We start from the raw sequence: 16,009 nt of genomic DNA on the forward strand, positions 1-16,009 counted from the left end.
GCGCCGGAAGTGGGGCGAATTATAGAGACTCAGAATCTGCCGTCAACACCTATTTTCATGTTTCTGTCATATCGCTCAAAAACCCCCATAAACAAAGAGGCCGGCGCTTAAGCGCCGGCCTCTTTGTTTATCCATTACAAACTGGGAAACGCGAACTGCGAAGCTTCATGGCTGGCGCGTTGTGGCCAGCGCTGGGTAATGGCCTTGCGACGGGTATAGAAGCGCACGCCATCCGGGCCGTAGGCGTGCAGGTCGCCAAACAACGAACGCTTCCAACCGCCAAAGCTGTGATAAGCCACAGGTACAGGCAGCGGTACGTTGACGCCCACCATGCCCACTTCAATCTCGTCGCAGAACAACCGCGCCGCTTCGCCATCGCGGGTGAAGATGCAGGTGCCGTTGCCATACTCGTGATCGTTGATCAGTTGCATGGCCTCCTCCAGGCTGTTGACCCGGACAATGCACAGTACTGGGCCAAAGATCTCTTCTTTATAGATGCGCATCTGCGGCGTCACACGATCGAACAGGCAACCCCCCAGGAAGAAACCGTCTTCGTGACCCGCCACGCTCAAGCCACGGCCATCGACTACCAGCGAAGCACCCGCCGAAACACCGTCTTCTATATAGCCGCTGACCTTGTCGCGATGCTGACCGGTCACCAACGGCCCCATGTCCAGACCGCAAGAAGTACCGGCACCGATTTTCAACGCCTGGATCTGCGGCACCAGCTTGGCTACCAGCGCATCCGCTACCTGATCGCCCACACAGACAGCCACCGAAATCGCCATGCAACGTTCGCCGCATGAACCATAGGCCGCCCCCATCAACGCGTTGACTGCGTTGTCCAGATCGGCATCCGGCATCAGCACCGCATGGTTCTTCGCCCCGCCCAATGCCTGGACGCGTTTACCGCGACGGGTCCCCTCGGCGTAGATGTATTCGGCAATCGGTGTCGAGCCGACAAAACTCAGCGCCTTCACTTCCGGCGCCTCGATCAGCGCATCCACGGCAACCTTGTCACCATGCACGACACTCAACACGCCCTCGGGCAATCCGGCTTCCAGCAGCAATTGTGCAATCAGCAGTGTCGAGCTCGGGTCACGCTCGGATGGCTTGAGAATGAAGCAGTTGCCGCAAACGATCGCCAGCGGATACATCCACAGTGGAACCATCGCCGGGAAGTTGAACGGGGTAATACCCGCCACGACGCCCAACGGCTGGAAATCCGACCAGGCATCGATGTTCGGCCCTACGTTGCGGCTGTATTCACCCTTCAGGACTTCCGGAGCCGCACAGGCGAACTCGACGTTCTCGATACCCCGTTTGAGCTCACCGGCGGCATCCTCCAGGGTCTTGCCGTGCTCCTCGCTGATCATTTGCGCAATACGCGACTCGTTCTGCTCCAGCAACTGTTTGAAACGAAACATCACCTGGGCACGCTTGGCCGCCGGTGTCTTGCGCCAGGCCGGGAACGCTGCGGTGGCGGCATCGATGGCCTGTTGCACGGTCGCGCGATCGGCCAGCGACACCTTGTGGATGGCCTGGCCAGTGGACGGATTGAAAACGTCCGCTGTACGCGTGTTGTCGCTTATCAGTTCGCCATTGATCAGATGCGGGATGAGACTCATGGGGACTCCAGAATTTTTATCCACAGGCGCCCGCGACCGGACGCCTGTTGTTGAAGATGATAGGGAGGCAGTCAGTCGAGCTTGTTCAACACTTCACCGACCGCGTCGAACAGACGATCCAGATCCTGTGGCTTGCTGTTGAACGTTGGTCCGAACTGCAGCGTGTCGCCACCGAAGCGCACATAGAATCCGGCCTTCCACAACGCCATGCCGGCCTCGAACGGACGGACGATCGCATCGCCGTCTCGCGGTGCGATCTGGATCGCGCCGGCCAGGCCAAAGTTGCGGATGTCGATCACGTTCTTCGCACCTTTGATCCCATGCAGAACCTTCTCGAAATGTGGCGCGACTTCGGCCACGCTCTGCACCAGGTTTTCCTTCTGCAGCAGATCCAGCGCCGCCAGCCCCGCCGCGCACGCCACCGGGTGCGCCGAATAGGTATAGCCGTGAGGAAATTCCACCGCGTACTCAGGCGTCGGCTGGTTCATGAAAGTCTGGTAGATCTCGGTGCTGGCAATGACTGCCCCCATGGGAATCGCACCGTTGGTGACTTGCTTGGCGATACACATCAAGTCAGGTGCCACGCCGAAACTGTCTGCACCGAACATCGAACCCGTGCGGCCGAAACCGGTGATTACTTCGTCGAATACCAGCAGGATATTGTGCTGGTCGCAAATCTGCCGCAGACGCTTGAGATAGCCCTCAGGCGGAACCAGTACACCGGCGGACCCGGCCATCGGTTCAACGAAGACGGCCGCGATGTTGGAAGCGTCGTGCAGTTCGATCAGCTTCAGCAACTCGTCGGCCAAGGCAATACCACCTTCCTTCGGCATGCCACGGGAATAGGCATTGCTCGTCAACAAGGTATGAGGCAGATGATCGACGTCCGCCATCGCCTGGCCGAACAGTTTGCGGTTGCCACTCACGCCGCCCAGGCTGGTCCCGGCGATGTTCACGCCATGGTAGCCGCGAGCACGGCCGATCATTTTGGTCTTGGTGGCCTGGCCCTTGAGACGCCAGTAGGCGCGCACCATCTTCACCGCCGTATCGGCGCACTCGGAACCGGAGTCGGTGAAGAACACATGATTGAGGTTGCCTGGCGTCAGGCTGGTGATTTTTTCCGCCAGTTGGAACGACAGCGGATGGCCATACTGGAAGCCCGGCGAGTAATCGAGGGTGCCCAGCTGTTTGGCGACCGCGTCCTGGATTTCCTTGCGAGTGTGTCCGGCCCCGCAGGTCCACAACCCCGACAGCGAGTCATACACCTTGCGCCCATGTTCATCGACCAGCCAGCTGCCTTCGGCGCCGACGATCAGACGCGGGTCGCGCTGGAAGTTGCGGTTGGCGGTATAAGGCATCCAGTGGGCATCGAGCTTGAGCTGACTGGCCAGGGAACTGGCCGCGTGTTCGGGCATGTTCATCGACAAAACCTCGCAAGATATGAACGGTATCGGGGCGGAAAGCCTAGTTGCGGCTAAGTTGCCACGACGATAAAGTCGGTGAAATCCAACTTTTCTAACGTTCAGTCAGTGGACCACTAAACTATGAGTGCTCGCCGCCCCGATCCACTGGCCCAGGTCAGCGACTTCGATATTCGTCTGCTGCGCATCTTTCGTAGCGTAGTGGAATGTGGGGGATTCTCCGCAGCAGAAACGGTGCTGGGTATCGGCCGCTCGGCCATCAGCCAACAGATGAGCGATCTTGAACAGCGCCTGGGCCTGCGTCTGTGTCAGCGTGGACGCGCGGGGTTCTCACTGACGGAAGAAGGTCGTGAGGTCTATCAGTCGGCCCTGCAACTGCTCAGCGCGCTGGAAAGTTTTCGCACCGAGGTCAACGGCCTGCATCAACACTTGCGCGGCGAACTGAACATCGGCCTGACCGACAATCTCGTCACCCTCCCCCACATGCGCATCACCCATGCCCTGGCTCAATTGAAGGAGCGCGGGCCCGACGTGCAAATCCAGATTCGCATGATCGCCCCCAATGAAGTCGAACAAGGTGTTCTCGACGGCCGCCTGCACGTCGGCGTGGTCCCTCAGGCCAGCGCCCTTTCCGGGCTGGAGTACCAGCCGCTCTACAGCGAACGCTCATTGTTGTATTGCGCGGTCGGACATCCCCTGTTTTATGTGGACGACTTGCAGCTCGACGAAACCCGCCTCAACAGCCAGGACGCCATCGCCCCCACCTTTCGCCTGCCGGTCGACATCCAGGCCCATTACCAGGCGCTCAACTGCACCGCCAGTGCATCGGACCGCGAAGGCATGGCATTCCTGATTCTCACCGGTCGCTACATCGGCTACCTGCCGGATCACTACGCCAACCTCTGGGTCCAGCAAGGCCGATTACGAGCCCTGAAACCCACGACGCGATTCTATGACCTGAGCCTGGCTTCGGTAACGCGCAAGGGCCGTCGTCCTCATCTGGTGCTGGAGAGTTTTCTCGAGAGTCTGGCCGCGACTCGCTAGTGCATTCGCCTTTTGTGGCAACAGCACTTGTCGGATCGGTGCCGGTGCGCTATCAACGCATTTGCTTGCCCACAGACCCAGCCCGGAAACGTCCATGACCTTTGAAGTCCCAGCACACGGTGGCAAGCCCACTGGCCGCATTCGTCAGAAGAACGAAGAGACCATCCTCAAGGCTGCTGAAGATGAATTCGCTCGTCACGGATTCAAAGGCACCAGCATGAATACCATCGCGCTGAACGCCGGGCTGCCCAAGGCGAACCTGCACTATTACTTCACCAACAAGCTCGGGCTATACGTGGCGGTGCTGAGCAACATCATCGAGTTGTGGGACAGCACCTTCAACACCCTCACCGCCGAGGATGACCCGGCCGAGGCGTTGACTCGCTATATCCGCGCCAAGATGGAGTTTTCCCGTCGCCAACCCCAGGCGTCGCGGATCTTCGCCATGGAAGTGATCAGTGGCGGCGAGTGCCTGACCGAGTACTTCAACCAGGACTACCGCGCCTGGTTCAACGGCCGCGCGGCGGTGTTCCAGGCCTGGATCGACGCTGGCAAGATGGACCCGATCGACCCAGTGCACCTGATCTTCCTGCTCTGGGGCAGCACCCAGCATTACGCCGACTTCGCCACCCAGATCTGCCGCGTGACCGGTCGCAGCAAATTGAGCAAGCAAGACATGATCGATGCTGGCGACAACCTGATCCGCATCATTCTCAAAGGCTGCGGCCTGACACCCACCCTCTAAGACGCTCATGCCTTTTACTCTCGTTGGCTTTTGCGAATACCGCGAAGAAATTCGTAAAAGCCGCTTCATCACCTTCGCCGCCCCCATCACCAGCCCCGCCGATGCCCAGGCCTTTATCGAACAGCACAGCGACCTGAACGCCACGCACAACTGCTGGGCCTGGAAGCTGGGAGATCAATACCGCAGCAACGACGATGGCGAACCGGGGGGCACCGCCGGACGCCCGATCCTGGCGGCCATTGAAGCCCAAGCCTGTGACCAGGTCGTAGTGCTGGTGATCCGCTGGTATGGCGGTATCCAGCTGGGGACCGGCGGACTGGCCCGGGCCTATGGCGGTGGTGCGAACAAGTGCCTGCAAAGTGCCGAGAAGCTGGAACTGATCAGTCGCGTGCCCCTGCATTGCACTTGCGGGTTCGCGGAACTGCCCCTGGTGAAACTGCGGGTTGCCGAGTGCGGTGGCCTGGTCAATACGGAAGGGTTTACCGCCAACGGCGTGGAATTGCAGTTGGCGGTGGGTGAAGGTCAGATCGATACGCTGCAAAAGCAACTGGCCGATTTGAGTCGCGGCCGGATCCTGCTGGAGCGTTAACCTTTATTTGCCCACACCTGCTGTGCACCCGGCTGTGGATAACCTGAGCACATCCGCCTGTAACCCTTCTGTCATGCGGCTTTGCGGGGGTTGTTCATTTTTCGTCCAAAGCCTCGCCTGTCGGCTAAATAAGCCAGCAAAACAAACGCTTGCAGCGAGTTATCACCTTTGGAAGAAAGTCGCCCCGCGCTTATGCCCGAGTTTGCGGCTTGCGCACAATAACTGTGGAGCAAGCTGTGGATAACCCGTTCATGGCTCACGCGACCCCAAGAAGAGCATGGCTCCCAGGCGCTTGTTCATTTTTTAACCATTCGTTAACGACTGATCACGCTTCCAGCTTGAGCCCGTGTTCTCGCCACGCACGGGTAACAGTTGGACAACACCCCACACCAGCTCGAGGAACAGAAATATCCACACCAGCGCACTGGCGCCGTGCAGCAGCGCGTAAAACATCCAGGACGCAAACAGGAACCGCCCTGCCGCGTCATACCGCCCATACAGGGGGCGCGGATCCCGAATCCGCAGCACCGCCCATATGCAAACGATCGAGCCCAGCAGATTGGCCATCAACAGATGCATAGGCGCAAACGTTGGCAGCTCGCCAGGCAGGTCGAGCATTTGGGTCACACCCAGCAACCAGCCGTGCAGGGCGGCGAAACTCCATGGCGTGGCAAACGCTGCGGTTACGATCAGGTCGTACCAGGCGCTACCGAGCACCACGCGACGATATTGCGGTGAAGTCCACATAGGCATTGCTCCATCTAATCAAGGAGCAAAAAGACTAAAGCCTGGGGTATGCTCCAAGGTCAAGCTTTCTGGAGATTGCCATGCGGATCGGTGAACTAGCCCAGGCCTGTGCCGTCAGCCGCGACACGCTGCGCTTCTATGAGCAGCTCGGGCTGATTGCGGCGGGACGCAGCGCCAATGGGTATCGCGACTACCCCGAAGACATGGTGCAACTGGTGCTCTATATCAAGACAGCCCAACGCCTGGGCTTTACCCTCGGCGAGATTGGCAGCAGCGTCGCCTCCGTGCAGCAGGCACCCGACCCGGACCACGCCGTGGCTCAGCTGCTGCTGAACAAACTGAACCTGATCGAAACCCGCATGACCGAACTCGACGCGTTGCGTCATGAGCTGAAACAACGGCTCGGGCGACGCTGTCCATTAAATCCGTGACCCTTCTTTCAAGGATACCTTCCATGAATTCGGCAAAAAACGCATTGATCATCGGCGCCTCCCGGGGCTTGGGCCTTGGCCTGGTGAAGACATTGCTGAGCGATGGCTGGAACGTGATCGCCACCGTGCGCAACTTGCAGAACGCAGAGGCATTGAAGGCGCTGGGCCCGGTACGGATCGAGAAACTCGACATGGGCGACCAGCAAGCCGTCATTGCCTTGAGCCAACAACTCAAGGGCGAAACCTTCGACCTGCTATTCGTCAACGCCGGTGTCAAAGGCCCCGATAACCAGGCTCCCGACGGCGCGACCCTGGCCGAGGTCGGCCAGTTGTTCTTCACCAACGCGGTGGCGCCGATCAACCTGGCTCAGCGATTCGTCGGACAGATCCGCGACGGCAGCGGCGTGTTGGCGTTCATGAGTTCGGTGCTGGGCAGCGTGACCATGCCCGACGCGCCGGAACTGGCGCTGTACAAGGCAAGCAAGGCGGCCCTCAATTCCATGACCAACAGCTTCGTCACCCAACTGGGCGACCAGACATTGACCGTCCTGTCGCTGCATCCGGGCTGGGTGAAGACCGACATGGGGGGTGAAGGAGCGGACATCGATGTCGAAACCAGTACTCGCGGCTTGATCGACCAGGTCAATGCCTTTGCCGGCCGGGGTGGGCATCACTTCGTCAACTACAAGGGTGAGACGATTCCCTGGTAATTCCACGCACAACCTGTGGGAGCGAGCCTGCTCGCGAAAGCGGAGTGTCATTCAACCGCCCTGTCGACTGATACATCGCCTTCGCGAGCAGGCTCGCTCCCACATTTGAACTCAATTGGAGCACTGGATATGTGCGCCGCAACCTGAGTAAACTCTGCACCTCGCCCCCAAGGCGACCCTGGATCAGCAGACAGGGCATCACTGAGCTGGCTAACCTGAACCCACTTTCAGAGGAGCCGGCCACCATGCCTGCGACCCGTACCTGGTTAAAAAATCCCCTTGCCGTATTCACCGCCAATAGCCTCGACGCCCGTGGCGGCCTGGTCCTGCAGGACGGCGTGATCGTCGAACTGCTGGGTGTCGGCCAGCGCCCCGCCCAACCCTGTGATCATGTCTTCGACGCCCGTGAGCATGTAATTCTTCCCGGGCTGATCAACACCCATCACCACTTCTACCAGACCCTGACCCGTGCCTGGGCACCGGTGGTGAACCAGCCGCTGTTCCCATGGTTGAAAACCCTCTACCCGGTCTGGGCGCGGCTGACGCCGGAAAAACTCGCCTTGGCGACCAAAGTGGCCCTGGCCGAACTGCTCCTGTCGGGCTGCACCACGGCGGCCGATCACCATTACCTGTTTCCCGAAGGCCTGGAAGATGCCATCGATGTACAGGTGCAAAGCGTGCGTGAACTGGGCATGCGAGCGATGCTGACCCGCGGCTCCATGAGCCTGGGCGAAGCCGACGGCGGCCTGCCGCCACAGCAGACCGTGCAGCAAGGCCAGGTGATTCTCGACGATAGCCAGCGGTTGATCGACCGCTACCATGAACGCGGCGACGGTGCGCAGATCCAGATAGCCCTGGCACCCTGCTCGCCGTTTTCGGTCACCCCCGAAATCATGCAGGCCAGCGCCGCTCTGGCAAATCAACTGGACGTCCGCCTGCACACCCACCTGGCCGAAACCCTCGACGAAGAAGATTTCTGCCTGCAACGCTTCGGCTTGCGCACCGTGGACTACCTGGACAGCGTCGGCTGGCTCGGTCCGCGTACCTGGCTGGCCCACGGCATTCACTTCAACCCCGAGGAGATCGCCCGCCTCGGCGCTGCCGGCACCGGTATCTGTCATTGCCCAAGCTCCAACATGCGCCTGGCCTCGGGCATTTGCCCCACCCTCGAACTGACTGCCGCCGGTGCCCCGCTGGGCCTCGGCGTGGACGGCTCGGCCTCCAACGATGCCTCGAACATGATCCTCGAAACCCGCCAGGCGCTGTACATCCAACGCCTGCGCTATGGCGCGCAAGCGATCACACCGGAACGGACACTGGGCTGGGCCACTCAGGGCTCGGCAACATTGCTTGGGCGCAGCGACATCGGCGAGTTGGCAGTCGGCAAACAGGCCGATCTGGCGCTGTTCAAGCTCGATGAACTGCGCTTCTCCGGCAGCCACGATCCGGTTTCAGCACTGTTGTTGTGCGGCGCGGATCGAGCGGATCGGGTGATGGTCGGGGGGCAATGGCGGGTCATCGACGGTCAGGTCGAAGGCTTGGATTTGAAAGGCTTGATCGCCGATCACAGCCAGGCGGCGCGGGAATTGATCGCGGGCGTCTGATCGGATGCTATCGCGGGCAAGCCTTGCTCCCACAGGTATCAGGACACATCTGTGGGAGCAAGGCTTGCCCGCGATGCGCTTCTAAAGGCCGAGCAGCGACAACATGATAAACGTCGCAAACAGCACGAAGTGGGTCATGCCTTCAATGGCATTGGTCTCGCCGTCATTGAGATTGATCGCGCTGACGATCAGGGTGATGAAGATCATCACCGTCTGCACCGGCGTCATGGCCATCTGGAAAGGCTGACCGGTGTAAAGCGCCATGGCTTCCATCACCGGCACCGTCAGGATCACCGTCGACAGCGACGCCCCCAGCGCGATGTTCACCACCGACTGCATGCGATTGGCGAGGGCGGCGCGCAGGGCGGTGAGAATCTCCGGTGCCGCAGAGATGGCCGCCACCAGAATGGCCGTGACCACCGGCGGCGCTCCCGAGCCCTCCAGCCCCAGGTCGATGGCCTTGGACATGACTTCGGCCAGCGCACCGATCACTACCACGCCAAACACCAGCGCACCGATGGAAAACGCCAGGCTGATGGGCTTCGGCTCGGTCTCCACCGGCTCTTTGCGGCGACGTTTTTCCGGATAGCTGTAGCTGAAAAAGTAACTGTGGGGACCCACCTGCATACGCAGGAACAGCGTATACAGCACGAGCATCGCGCCAATGGTGAACGCCGAATATTGCTTCCAGTGTTCCTGGGGAATGAACTCCGGCACCACCATCGATACGCCCATGGCGGTGAGGATCATCACGCTGTAGCTGCGCGCCGAATCATCGTTGTAGACCTGCTCGCCATGTTTGAGCCCGCCCATCAGCGCGGCAAGCCCGAGAATGCCATTGATGTCGAGCATCACCGCCGAATAGATCGTATCGCGCACCAGGGTCGGCGATGCTTCGTTGCTCATCATGATCGCCAGGATCACCACCTCGACCAACACTGCCGACAGGGTCAGGATCATCGTGCCGTAAGGATCGCCGACTTTTTCCGCCAGCAACTCGGCGTGATGAGCCACGCGCATCGAGGCCGCGACGATGAAGCCAATCAGCAGCAAGCCACCGACCAACGCCACGACCTGCCCACTGCCCAACAGCCAGTGCTCCAGCGGGTAGGCGACTACGGCGGCGAGCAGGGCCAGCACCAGCAGCTTTTCTTGCTTGATCAATGTGAACATCACAGGCCTATAACCGTGCACGGGGGTATGACCTACTAGACTGTAGGGGGCCGTGAACGTTTCGTCTGCTGTGACGTCCCCTTATGGATCGGCCCAGGGCTCTTCGCGGGCCGGTTCTGCTTCCACAGTGGATCGGCCGGTCAGGTTTTTCCAGACATTGCGGTCAGCCCCTGTAGAATGCCCACCATCGATTCACTGATGAGAAAAGCACATGTACGACTGGCTGAACGCCCTGCCCAAGGCAGAACTGCACCTGCACCTGGAAGGTTCGCTGGAGCCCGAGCTGCTGTTCGCCCTGGCCGAGCGCAACAAAATCGCCCTGCCGTGGAACGACGTCGACACCTTGCGCAAGGCCTACGCCTTCAACAATCTGCAGGAATTCCTCGACCTGTATTACCAGGGCGCCGACGTGTTGCGCACCTCCCAGGATTTCTACGACCTGACCTGGGCCTACCTGTTGCGTTGCAAGGCGCAGAACGTGATCCACACCGAACCGTTCTTCGACCCTCAGACTCACACCGACCGCGGCATTCCGTTCGAGGTGGTCCTCAACGGCATCGCCGCCGCCCTCAAGGACGGAGAACAGCAACTGGGCATCACCAGCGGCCTGATCCTGAGCTTCCTGCGCCACCTGAGCGAAGAACAGGCCGAGAAAACCCTCGACCAGGCGCTGCCGTTCCGCGATGCCTTTGTCGCCGTCGGCCTGGACAGTTCGGAAATGGGCCATCCGCCCAGCAAGTTCCAGCGGGTGTTCGACCGGGCCCGCAACGAAGGTTTCCTGACCGTCGCCCACGCCGGCGAAGAAGGTCCACCCGAATACATCTGGGAAGCCCTGGACCTGCTGAAGATCCAGCGCATCGATCACGGTGTCCGGGCCATCGAAGACGAGCGACTGATGCAGCGGATCATCGACGAGCAGATCCCGTTGACGGTATGCCCGTTGTCCAACATCAAGCTGTGCGTGTTCGACGACATGTCGCAGCACAACATCCTCGACATGCTCGAACGCGGTGTGAAGGTGACGGTGAACTCCGACGACCCGGCGTACTTCGGCGGCTACGTCACCGAAAACTTCCACGCCCTGCACACCCACCTGGGCATGACCCAGGACCAGGCCAAACGCTTGGCCCAGAACAGCCTGGATGCGCGGTTGGTGAAGCCTTAGCTTTCATCAACTATCCCTGTGGGAGCGAGCCTGCCCGCGATTTCGGTATGTCAGTGTGACAAGTGTCCACCGACCCACCGCTATCGCGAGCAGGCTCGCTCCCACAAGGGGATGGTGTTTAACCGCCCACGCCTTCGCTCAACTCCTCCAGCGTCTTGCCCCGCGTCTCCATCCCAAACAACCAGACCACGCCAGCCGCCACCGCGAAGCACAGTGCGCCCAGGCCAAACACGCCGCCTTGCCCGGTGATGGGAAATACCAGCCCGGTCACCAGAGGCCCCAGCAACGAACCGATGCGACCAATCGCCGAGGCGAAACCCGAACCCGTTGCCCGTGCCGAGGTGGAATACAGCTCCGGTGTGTAGGTGTAGAGCACCGCCCACATGCCGAAGAGGAAAAACTGCATCAGCAATCCGCTACCGATCAGCAGCCCGACGTTGCCGCCGAACACCGCGCTCTGCCCATATAGAAAGGCCATCGCGCCGCCACCCAACAGGGTGATGACACACACCGGCTTACGGCCCCAGCGCTCCACCAGCCAGGCAGCCATCAGGAAACCGGGAATCCCGCCCAGGGAAATCAGCACGGTGTAATAGACCGACTGGGTCACGGCAAACCCCGACTGCTGCAACAACGCGCTGAGCCAGGACGTCAGCCCGTAGAAGCCGAGCAAGGCAAAGAACCAGACGCTCCAGATCATCATCGTGCGTTGGCGATACAACGGCGACCAGATCTGTCCCAGCGCCGAAAAGAACGTGCCCGGCGTAGTCGCCAGCCTCGGCAGGCGAACCGGCTCCGGCAGGTGCTGGCTCCCCAGCGAGGCCCGGACCTTGTCTTCGATCCGGCGCAGCACGGCATCCGCCTCGTCATTCCTCCCGGCCTGCTCCAGCCAACGCGGTGACTCGGGGATAAAGAAACGAATAGCCAGGACAAACACCGCCGGTACGGCCAGGACCAGGAAGATGTCACGCCAGCCGACTACCGGCAGCAGGAAATACGAGAGCACGCCCGCCGCGACGAAGCCCAGCGGCCAGAACCCGTCCATCAAGGCGATGTAACGGCCCCGACGCTTGGCCGGGATCAGTTCCGAAAGCATCGACTGGGCAATCGGAAACTCCATGCCCATGCCGATACCCAGCAGGATGCGAAACAGCGTCAGTGTCTCGACGTCCTGGGCCGTGGAGCACAGATAACTGGCGACACCCCACAGCACAATGCTCCATTGGAACACCGGTTTACGTCCGAACCGATCCGCCAGCATGCCCGACAGCGAAGCGCCCACCACCATGCCGAAAAAGCTGGAGCTGGCCAGCAGACCTGCCTGGGCCGTGCTCAGGCCAAACTCGGTTTTGATCGAGCCGAGCAGGAACGTCATCATCGCCAGGTCCATGGAGTCGAAGAAGAACGCCAGGGCGATAATGATGAAGATGACCCGGTGATAGCCGCTGATGGGCAGCCGCTCCAGGCGTTCGGCCGCGCTGTACCCGTGATTGTCCATGTTGCATCCCCCCAGTCCGATAGTTTCTCGGGCGAGTGTGCGCGAACCTTGCGGGTGGCTATTGCTGAATGCGACCTGTCGACAGGCCTAGAGCGCCATTTCCAATGAATCCTGCCGGGCGAATCGATGGATTTCCTGCTGGCCGAGCACGGTTACCTGCAAGGCCCGCGAGTCGTTGGGCAGGTTCAGCCAGCCAGACTGCATGAACAGTTGCAGCAAGGCAGCCCCCAGCGCGCCCCCCAGGTGCGGGCGGCGCTCGCTCCAATCCGGGCACGCGCAGGCGATGCGGGCATTGCGATGGGCCAGGGCCTGGATGAACAACCCTCGCCCGGCCAACTGGCTTGCGCCTTTGTGGGTGACGATCACCCGCTGCTCGCATTGTTCGATCCACCCGGCGTCCAACAGGCGCTGGTACAGATCGGCCGCCAGGGTGCCGCCCAGGTGATCGTCGCAGAGCCGGGCTCGCAACAACGAGGCGGGGGCCGACGGCGCCTTGTTCGATATGACGCCGCGCTTGAAGACATCCGGAATCTGCCGTGGTGCACTGGCCAGGGTCGCGCTGGCCAGCGCTTCGACAGCCGCGCCGATCTCCGGCGCGGCAAGACGGAAAAACCGCTTGCGCCCCCTGGCTTCCACTTTCAACAGGCCACCGGCGGACAGGCGTCCCAGATGGGCGCTGGCCGAGGATGGCGATAACCCGGCCAGCAAGGCCAGTTCTTCAGCCTGCCGGGCCGTGCCGTCCATCAAGGCCCACATCATTGAGCTGCGCTTGGGGTCGGCCAGCAGCGTGGCGATCTGGCTGATGCAAGGTGCATGTTCCATGTATTCACTCCCTGTTGAATCATTCGTCTACTGCTCTTGGGCATAGTCACCCGTCATGAGGCGCCGCCCAAAAGCGGCTCGACCACCGGAACGGGCGGCATCGATGCATCGACGGGACAGTGGGCTTCAAGCCGGTCTTGCAGCCGTACGCGATGCCGCGCCGATTCAGGCGGCCGCTAGTATAAGCGTGCAGATCAAGCTTTCCTGTCCTCCGGAAACCTTTGGAGGCGATTGTTCGTGAGGGAAAATTCTCTATTTACCCGCGACTATTGGCCGACTGCCGTCGAGAGCGGAAATTGCGCCGTCAATTCACCACAACGGGCCTGGAGCATCTCCCGCAACAGCTTGACGGGCTTGCTCAACTGCGCCCGATGAGCGCACAACAGATTGAGCGGCGCTCGCTCGCAGTGCAGGTGCGGTAAAAGGATCTTCAAACGTCCGGCCAGCACATCGGTCGACACGTCCATCCACGACTTGTAGGCAATTCCAGCACCGGCCACTGCCCAGCGCCGCACCACATCGGCATCGTCACTGAAGCGGTCACCGCTGACGGTGAGGCTCACTTCCCGCTTGCCGTCATGAAAGCACCAGCGGTCATGAACCCGGGTGCCGAGCATGTACGACAGGCAATTGTGTTGAGCCAGTTGCTCAAGCTGATGGGGTTCTCCATGACGGGCCAGATAATCCGGCGAGGCACACAGCACCCGACGGTTGTCCGCCGCGACAGGCAAGGCCACCAGGCTCGAATCCTCCGGATCGCCGTAACGCAGCGCGATATCCACCGGCTGCTTGAACAAGTCGGCAATGCGGTCGCCCAACAACAGCCGCACCGTAAGCCGGGGGTGCTCGCGCTGGAAGTCATCCAGCCAGGGCAGCAGCAGGTTGCGTCCCAGGTCTGACGGCGCGGACAACTGCAAGACACCGCTGACCTGGTCCTGCCCGCGGGTCAACAGCCGTCGCCCCTCATCCAGACTGCCCAACGCCGCCCGGGCATATTCGAGAAAGCCTTCTCCTTCGGCGGTCAGGCGCAGACTGCGGGTGGAGCGCGCCAGCAGGCGGGCACCGAGGTGCTGCTCGATCCGTTTCAACGCGGCACTGGCCACCGCCGCCGACAGATCCATGACCCTGGCAGCGGCAGAAAGACTGCCCAGATCTGCCGCCCGGACAAACAGCTGCAGATCATCGAATCGAAGCATGGCGACTCCATTATCAAAAAAATATTGAAAGAGCCTGTTCTTTTAGCGGGTTTTATCGCGGTGATAAATAGCTAAACATGGATGCCATCGAACTCACCTCACGGAGCCCGTTTCATGAAAGCCATCGCCTACTACCACTCCTTGCCGATCACCGACCCGCAATCGCTGCAGGATGTCGAATTACCGGAGCCCGTCGCCGGTCCGCGCGACCTGTTGGTAGAAGTCAAAGCCATTTCGGTCAACCCGGTAGACACCAAGGTCCGTCAGAACGTCCAGCCTGAAGGCGGCGCAGCCAAAGTGCTGGGTTGGGACGTGGCCGGCGTGGTCAAGGCAGTGGGCAGCGAAGTCTCCCTGTTCAAGGCCGGTGACAAAGTGTTCTATGCCGGCTCCATTGCGCGCGCGGGTGGCAACAGCGAACTGCATGTCGTGGATGAGCGCATTGTCGGCCACATGCCCAAGACCCTCGGTTTCGCCGAAGCGGCCGCATTGCCACTGACCGCCATTACCGCCTGGGAGCTGTTGTTCGAGCGGCTGCAGATCCAGGAAAGCCAGGACGCTTCGGACCAGAGCCTGTTGATCGTCGGCGCCGCCGGCGGCGTAGGCTCGATCCTGACCCAATTGGCCAGCCAGCTCACCGCGCTGAAAGTCATCGGCACCGCTTCCCGTCCGCAGACGCAGGATTGGGTGCGAAGCCTGGGCGCCGACCTGGTGATCGACCACAGCCGACCACTGAGCGTGGTCATGAAGGAAGCAGGTCAGCCCCAGGTCACTCACGTCGCCAGCCTGACCCAGACCGACCAGCACCTGGATCAGTTGGTCGAGGCCCTGGCGCCCCAAGGCAAACTGGCACTGATCGATGATCCCAAGTCCCTGGACGTGACCAAGCTCAAGCGCAAGAGCCTGTCCTTGCATTGGGAGTTCATGTACACCCGCTCGCTGTTCGAGACGGCCGACATGATCGAGCAACACAACCTGCTCAACCGGGTTGCCGAACTGATTGACGCCGGCACCTTGAAGACCACCGTTGGCGAGCATTTCGGCACCATCAACGCCGAGAACCTGCGCCGGGCTCACGCGCTGCTGGAAAGTGGGACCGCCAAGGGCAAGATCGTGCTCGAAGGTTTCTGACCTGGCACTCAGGCTCAAGAGATAGCCTGTGGCGAGGGGATTTATCCCCTCGCCACAACGGTTACTGAAAAAAGATCGGACCGTCAGTCCGAGAGTTGACCATTGTCA

Annotated in this window: 15 protein-coding genes; 8 read left to right on the plus strand and 7 right to left on the minus strand. The window is 60.9% G+C overall.

From position 1 onward, the window contains the following. Window positions 1–134 precede the first annotated feature (134 nt). A complete protein-coding gene (locus ACODTO_RS19395) occupies window positions 135–1,628 on the minus strand; it encodes a CoA-acylating methylmalonate-semialdehyde dehydrogenase (RefSeq protein ID WP_024779065.1) in 1,494 nt (497 codons plus the stop codon). A gap of 71 nt (window positions 1,629–1,699) precedes the next feature. Next, complete coding sequence (gene aptA, locus ACODTO_RS19400) at window positions 1,700–3,049, minus strand: omega-aminotransferase AptA (RefSeq protein WP_489106919.1); 1,350 nt, start codon at window positions 3,047–3,049, stop codon at window positions 1,700–1,702. Between the two features lie 123 nt (window positions 3,050–3,172). Between aptA and ACODTO_RS19405 the strand changes: the two genes are divergently transcribed. From ACODTO_RS19405 to ACODTO_RS19415, 3 genes are all read left to right on the plus strand, one after another. Continuing rightward, window positions 3,173–4,093, plus strand: a complete 921-nt coding sequence (locus ACODTO_RS19405) for a LysR family transcriptional regulator (protein ID WP_139646556.1) — start codon at window positions 3,173–3,175, stop codon at window positions 4,091–4,093. Between the two features lie 94 nt (window positions 4,094–4,187). Beyond that, window positions 4,188–4,838: a TetR/AcrR family transcriptional regulator gene (locus ACODTO_RS19410; RefSeq protein ID WP_139646558.1), complete on the plus strand. Its 651-nt coding sequence runs from the start codon at window positions 4,188–4,190 to the stop codon at window positions 4,836–4,838. A gap of 7 nt (window positions 4,839–4,845) precedes the next feature. Then, window positions 4,846–5,427, plus strand: a complete 582-nt coding sequence (locus ACODTO_RS19415) for an IMPACT family protein (protein ID WP_139646559.1) — start codon at window positions 4,846–4,848, stop codon at window positions 5,425–5,427. Window positions 5,428–5,730: 303 nt separating this feature from the next. Here ACODTO_RS19415 and ACODTO_RS19420 read toward each other — a convergent pair whose 3' ends face one another. Continuing rightward, the gene (locus ACODTO_RS19420; protein ID WP_489106920.1) at window positions 5,731–6,174 is read right to left on the minus strand and encodes a hypothetical protein; all 444 of its coding nucleotides are present in this window, start codon (window positions 6,172–6,174) and stop codon (window positions 5,731–5,733) included. Window positions 6,175–6,254: 80 nt separating this feature from the next. Here ACODTO_RS19420 and ACODTO_RS19425 point away from each other — a divergent pair, with 80 nt between their 5' ends. The 3 genes from ACODTO_RS19425 (at window position 6,255) to ACODTO_RS19435 (ending at window position 8,919) form a co-directional block, all read left to right on the plus strand. Then, the gene (locus ACODTO_RS19425) at window positions 6,255–6,605 is read left to right on the plus strand and encodes a MerR family transcriptional regulator (RefSeq protein WP_139646564.1); all 351 of its coding nucleotides are present in this window, start codon (window positions 6,255–6,257) and stop codon (window positions 6,603–6,605) included. Between the two features lie 23 nt (window positions 6,606–6,628). After that, window positions 6,629–7,315, plus strand: a complete 687-nt coding sequence (locus ACODTO_RS19430) for an SDR family oxidoreductase (protein WP_139646566.1) — start codon at window positions 6,629–6,631, stop codon at window positions 7,313–7,315. A gap of 245 nt (window positions 7,316–7,560) precedes the next feature. Beyond that, entirely contained in the window at window positions 7,561–8,919 is a 1,359-nt protein-coding gene (locus ACODTO_RS19435) for an 8-oxoguanine deaminase (RefSeq protein WP_489106921.1), read from the plus strand. Window positions 8,920–9,000: 81 nt separating this feature from the next. Here ACODTO_RS19435 and ACODTO_RS19440 read toward each other — a convergent pair whose 3' ends face one another. Continuing rightward, window positions 9,001–10,092 (minus strand): calcium:cation antiporter, encoded by a 1,092-nt coding sequence (locus ACODTO_RS19440; protein WP_175363065.1) that lies wholly within the window; start codon window positions 10,090–10,092, stop codon window positions 9,001–9,003. Between the two features lie 211 nt (window positions 10,093–10,303). Between ACODTO_RS19440 and ACODTO_RS19445 the strand changes: the two genes are divergently transcribed. Further along, complete coding sequence (locus tag ACODTO_RS19445) at window positions 10,304–11,257, plus strand: adenosine deaminase (RefSeq protein ID WP_489106922.1); 954 nt, start codon at window positions 10,304–10,306, stop codon at window positions 11,255–11,257. 118 nt (window positions 11,258–11,375) lie between these two features. Here ACODTO_RS19445 and ACODTO_RS19450 read toward each other — a convergent pair whose 3' ends face one another. The 3 genes from ACODTO_RS19450 to ACODTO_RS19460 form a co-directional block, all read right to left on the minus strand. Then, a complete protein-coding gene (locus ACODTO_RS19450; RefSeq protein WP_489106923.1) occupies window positions 11,376–12,755 on the minus strand; it encodes an MFS transporter in 1,380 nt (459 codons plus the stop codon). 87 nt (window positions 12,756–12,842) lie between these two features. Then, window positions 12,843–13,577, minus strand: coding sequence for an ArsR/SmtB family transcription factor (locus ACODTO_RS19455; RefSeq protein WP_139646578.1), 735 nt, complete (start codon window positions 13,575–13,577; stop codon window positions 12,843–12,845). 266 nt (window positions 13,578–13,843) lie between these two features. Continuing rightward, window positions 13,844–14,773, minus strand: a complete 930-nt coding sequence (locus ACODTO_RS19460) for a LysR family transcriptional regulator (protein WP_489106924.1) — start codon at window positions 14,771–14,773, stop codon at window positions 13,844–13,846. 114 nt (window positions 14,774–14,887) lie between these two features. Here ACODTO_RS19460 and ACODTO_RS19465 point away from each other — a divergent pair, with 114 nt between their 5' ends. Beyond that, window positions 14,888–15,901, plus strand: coding sequence for a zinc-binding alcohol dehydrogenase family protein (locus ACODTO_RS19465; protein ID WP_139646583.1), 1,014 nt, complete (start codon window positions 14,888–14,890; stop codon window positions 15,899–15,901). Window positions 15,902–16,009 lie beyond the last annotated feature (108 nt).

The sequence above is a fragment of the Pseudomonas sp. FG13 genome, assembly GCF_057809755.1.

Excerpts from the sequence above, each read along its gene's own strand:
- ACODTO_RS19395 (WP_024779065.1), bottom strand. The coding sequence starts at position 1,628 with ATGAGTCTCATCCCGCATCTGATCAATGGCGAACTGATAAGCGACAAC.
- aptA (WP_489106919.1), bottom strand. The coding sequence starts at position 3,049 with ATGAACATGCCCGAACACGCGGCCAGTTCCCTGGCCAGTCAGCTCAAG.
- ACODTO_RS19460 (WP_489106924.1), bottom strand. The coding sequence starts at position 14,773 with ATGCTTCGATTCGATGATCTGCAGCTGTTTGTCCGGGCGGCAGATCTG.
- ACODTO_RS19410 (WP_139646558.1), top strand. The coding sequence starts at position 4,188 with ATGACCTTTGAAGTCCCAGCACACGGTGGCAAGCCCACTGGCCGCATT.
- ACODTO_RS19415 (WP_139646559.1), top strand. The coding sequence starts at position 4,846 with ATGCCTTTTACTCTCGTTGGCTTTTGCGAATACCGCGAAGAAATTCGT.
- ACODTO_RS19450 (WP_489106923.1), bottom strand. The coding sequence starts at position 12,755 with ATGGACAATCACGGGTACAGCGCGGCCGAACGCCTGGAGCGGCTGCCC.
- ACODTO_RS19425 (WP_139646564.1), top strand. The coding sequence starts at position 6,255 with ATGCGGATCGGTGAACTAGCCCAGGCCTGTGCCGTCAGCCGCGACACG.
- ACODTO_RS19440 (WP_175363065.1), bottom strand. The coding sequence starts at position 10,092 with ATGTTCACATTGATCAAGCAAGAAAAGCTGCTGGTGCTGGCCCTGCTC.
- ACODTO_RS19465 (WP_139646583.1), top strand. The coding sequence starts at position 14,888 with ATGAAAGCCATCGCCTACTACCACTCCTTGCCGATCACCGACCCGCAA.
- ACODTO_RS19435 (WP_489106921.1), top strand. The coding sequence starts at position 7,561 with ATGCCTGCGACCCGTACCTGGTTAAAAAATCCCCTTGCCGTATTCACC.
- ACODTO_RS19405 (WP_139646556.1), top strand. The coding sequence starts at position 3,173 with ATGAGTGCTCGCCGCCCCGATCCACTGGCCCAGGTCAGCGACTTCGAT.
- ACODTO_RS19445 (WP_489106922.1), top strand. The coding sequence starts at position 10,304 with ATGTACGACTGGCTGAACGCCCTGCCCAAGGCAGAACTGCACCTGCAC.
- ACODTO_RS19420 (WP_489106920.1), bottom strand. The coding sequence starts at position 6,174 with ATGTGGACTTCACCGCAATATCGTCGCGTGGTGCTCGGTAGCGCCTGG.
- ACODTO_RS19455 (WP_139646578.1), bottom strand. The coding sequence starts at position 13,577 with ATGGAACATGCACCTTGCATCAGCCAGATCGCCACGCTGCTGGCCGAC.
- ACODTO_RS19430 (WP_139646566.1), top strand. The coding sequence starts at position 6,629 with ATGAATTCGGCAAAAAACGCATTGATCATCGGCGCCTCCCGGGGCTTG.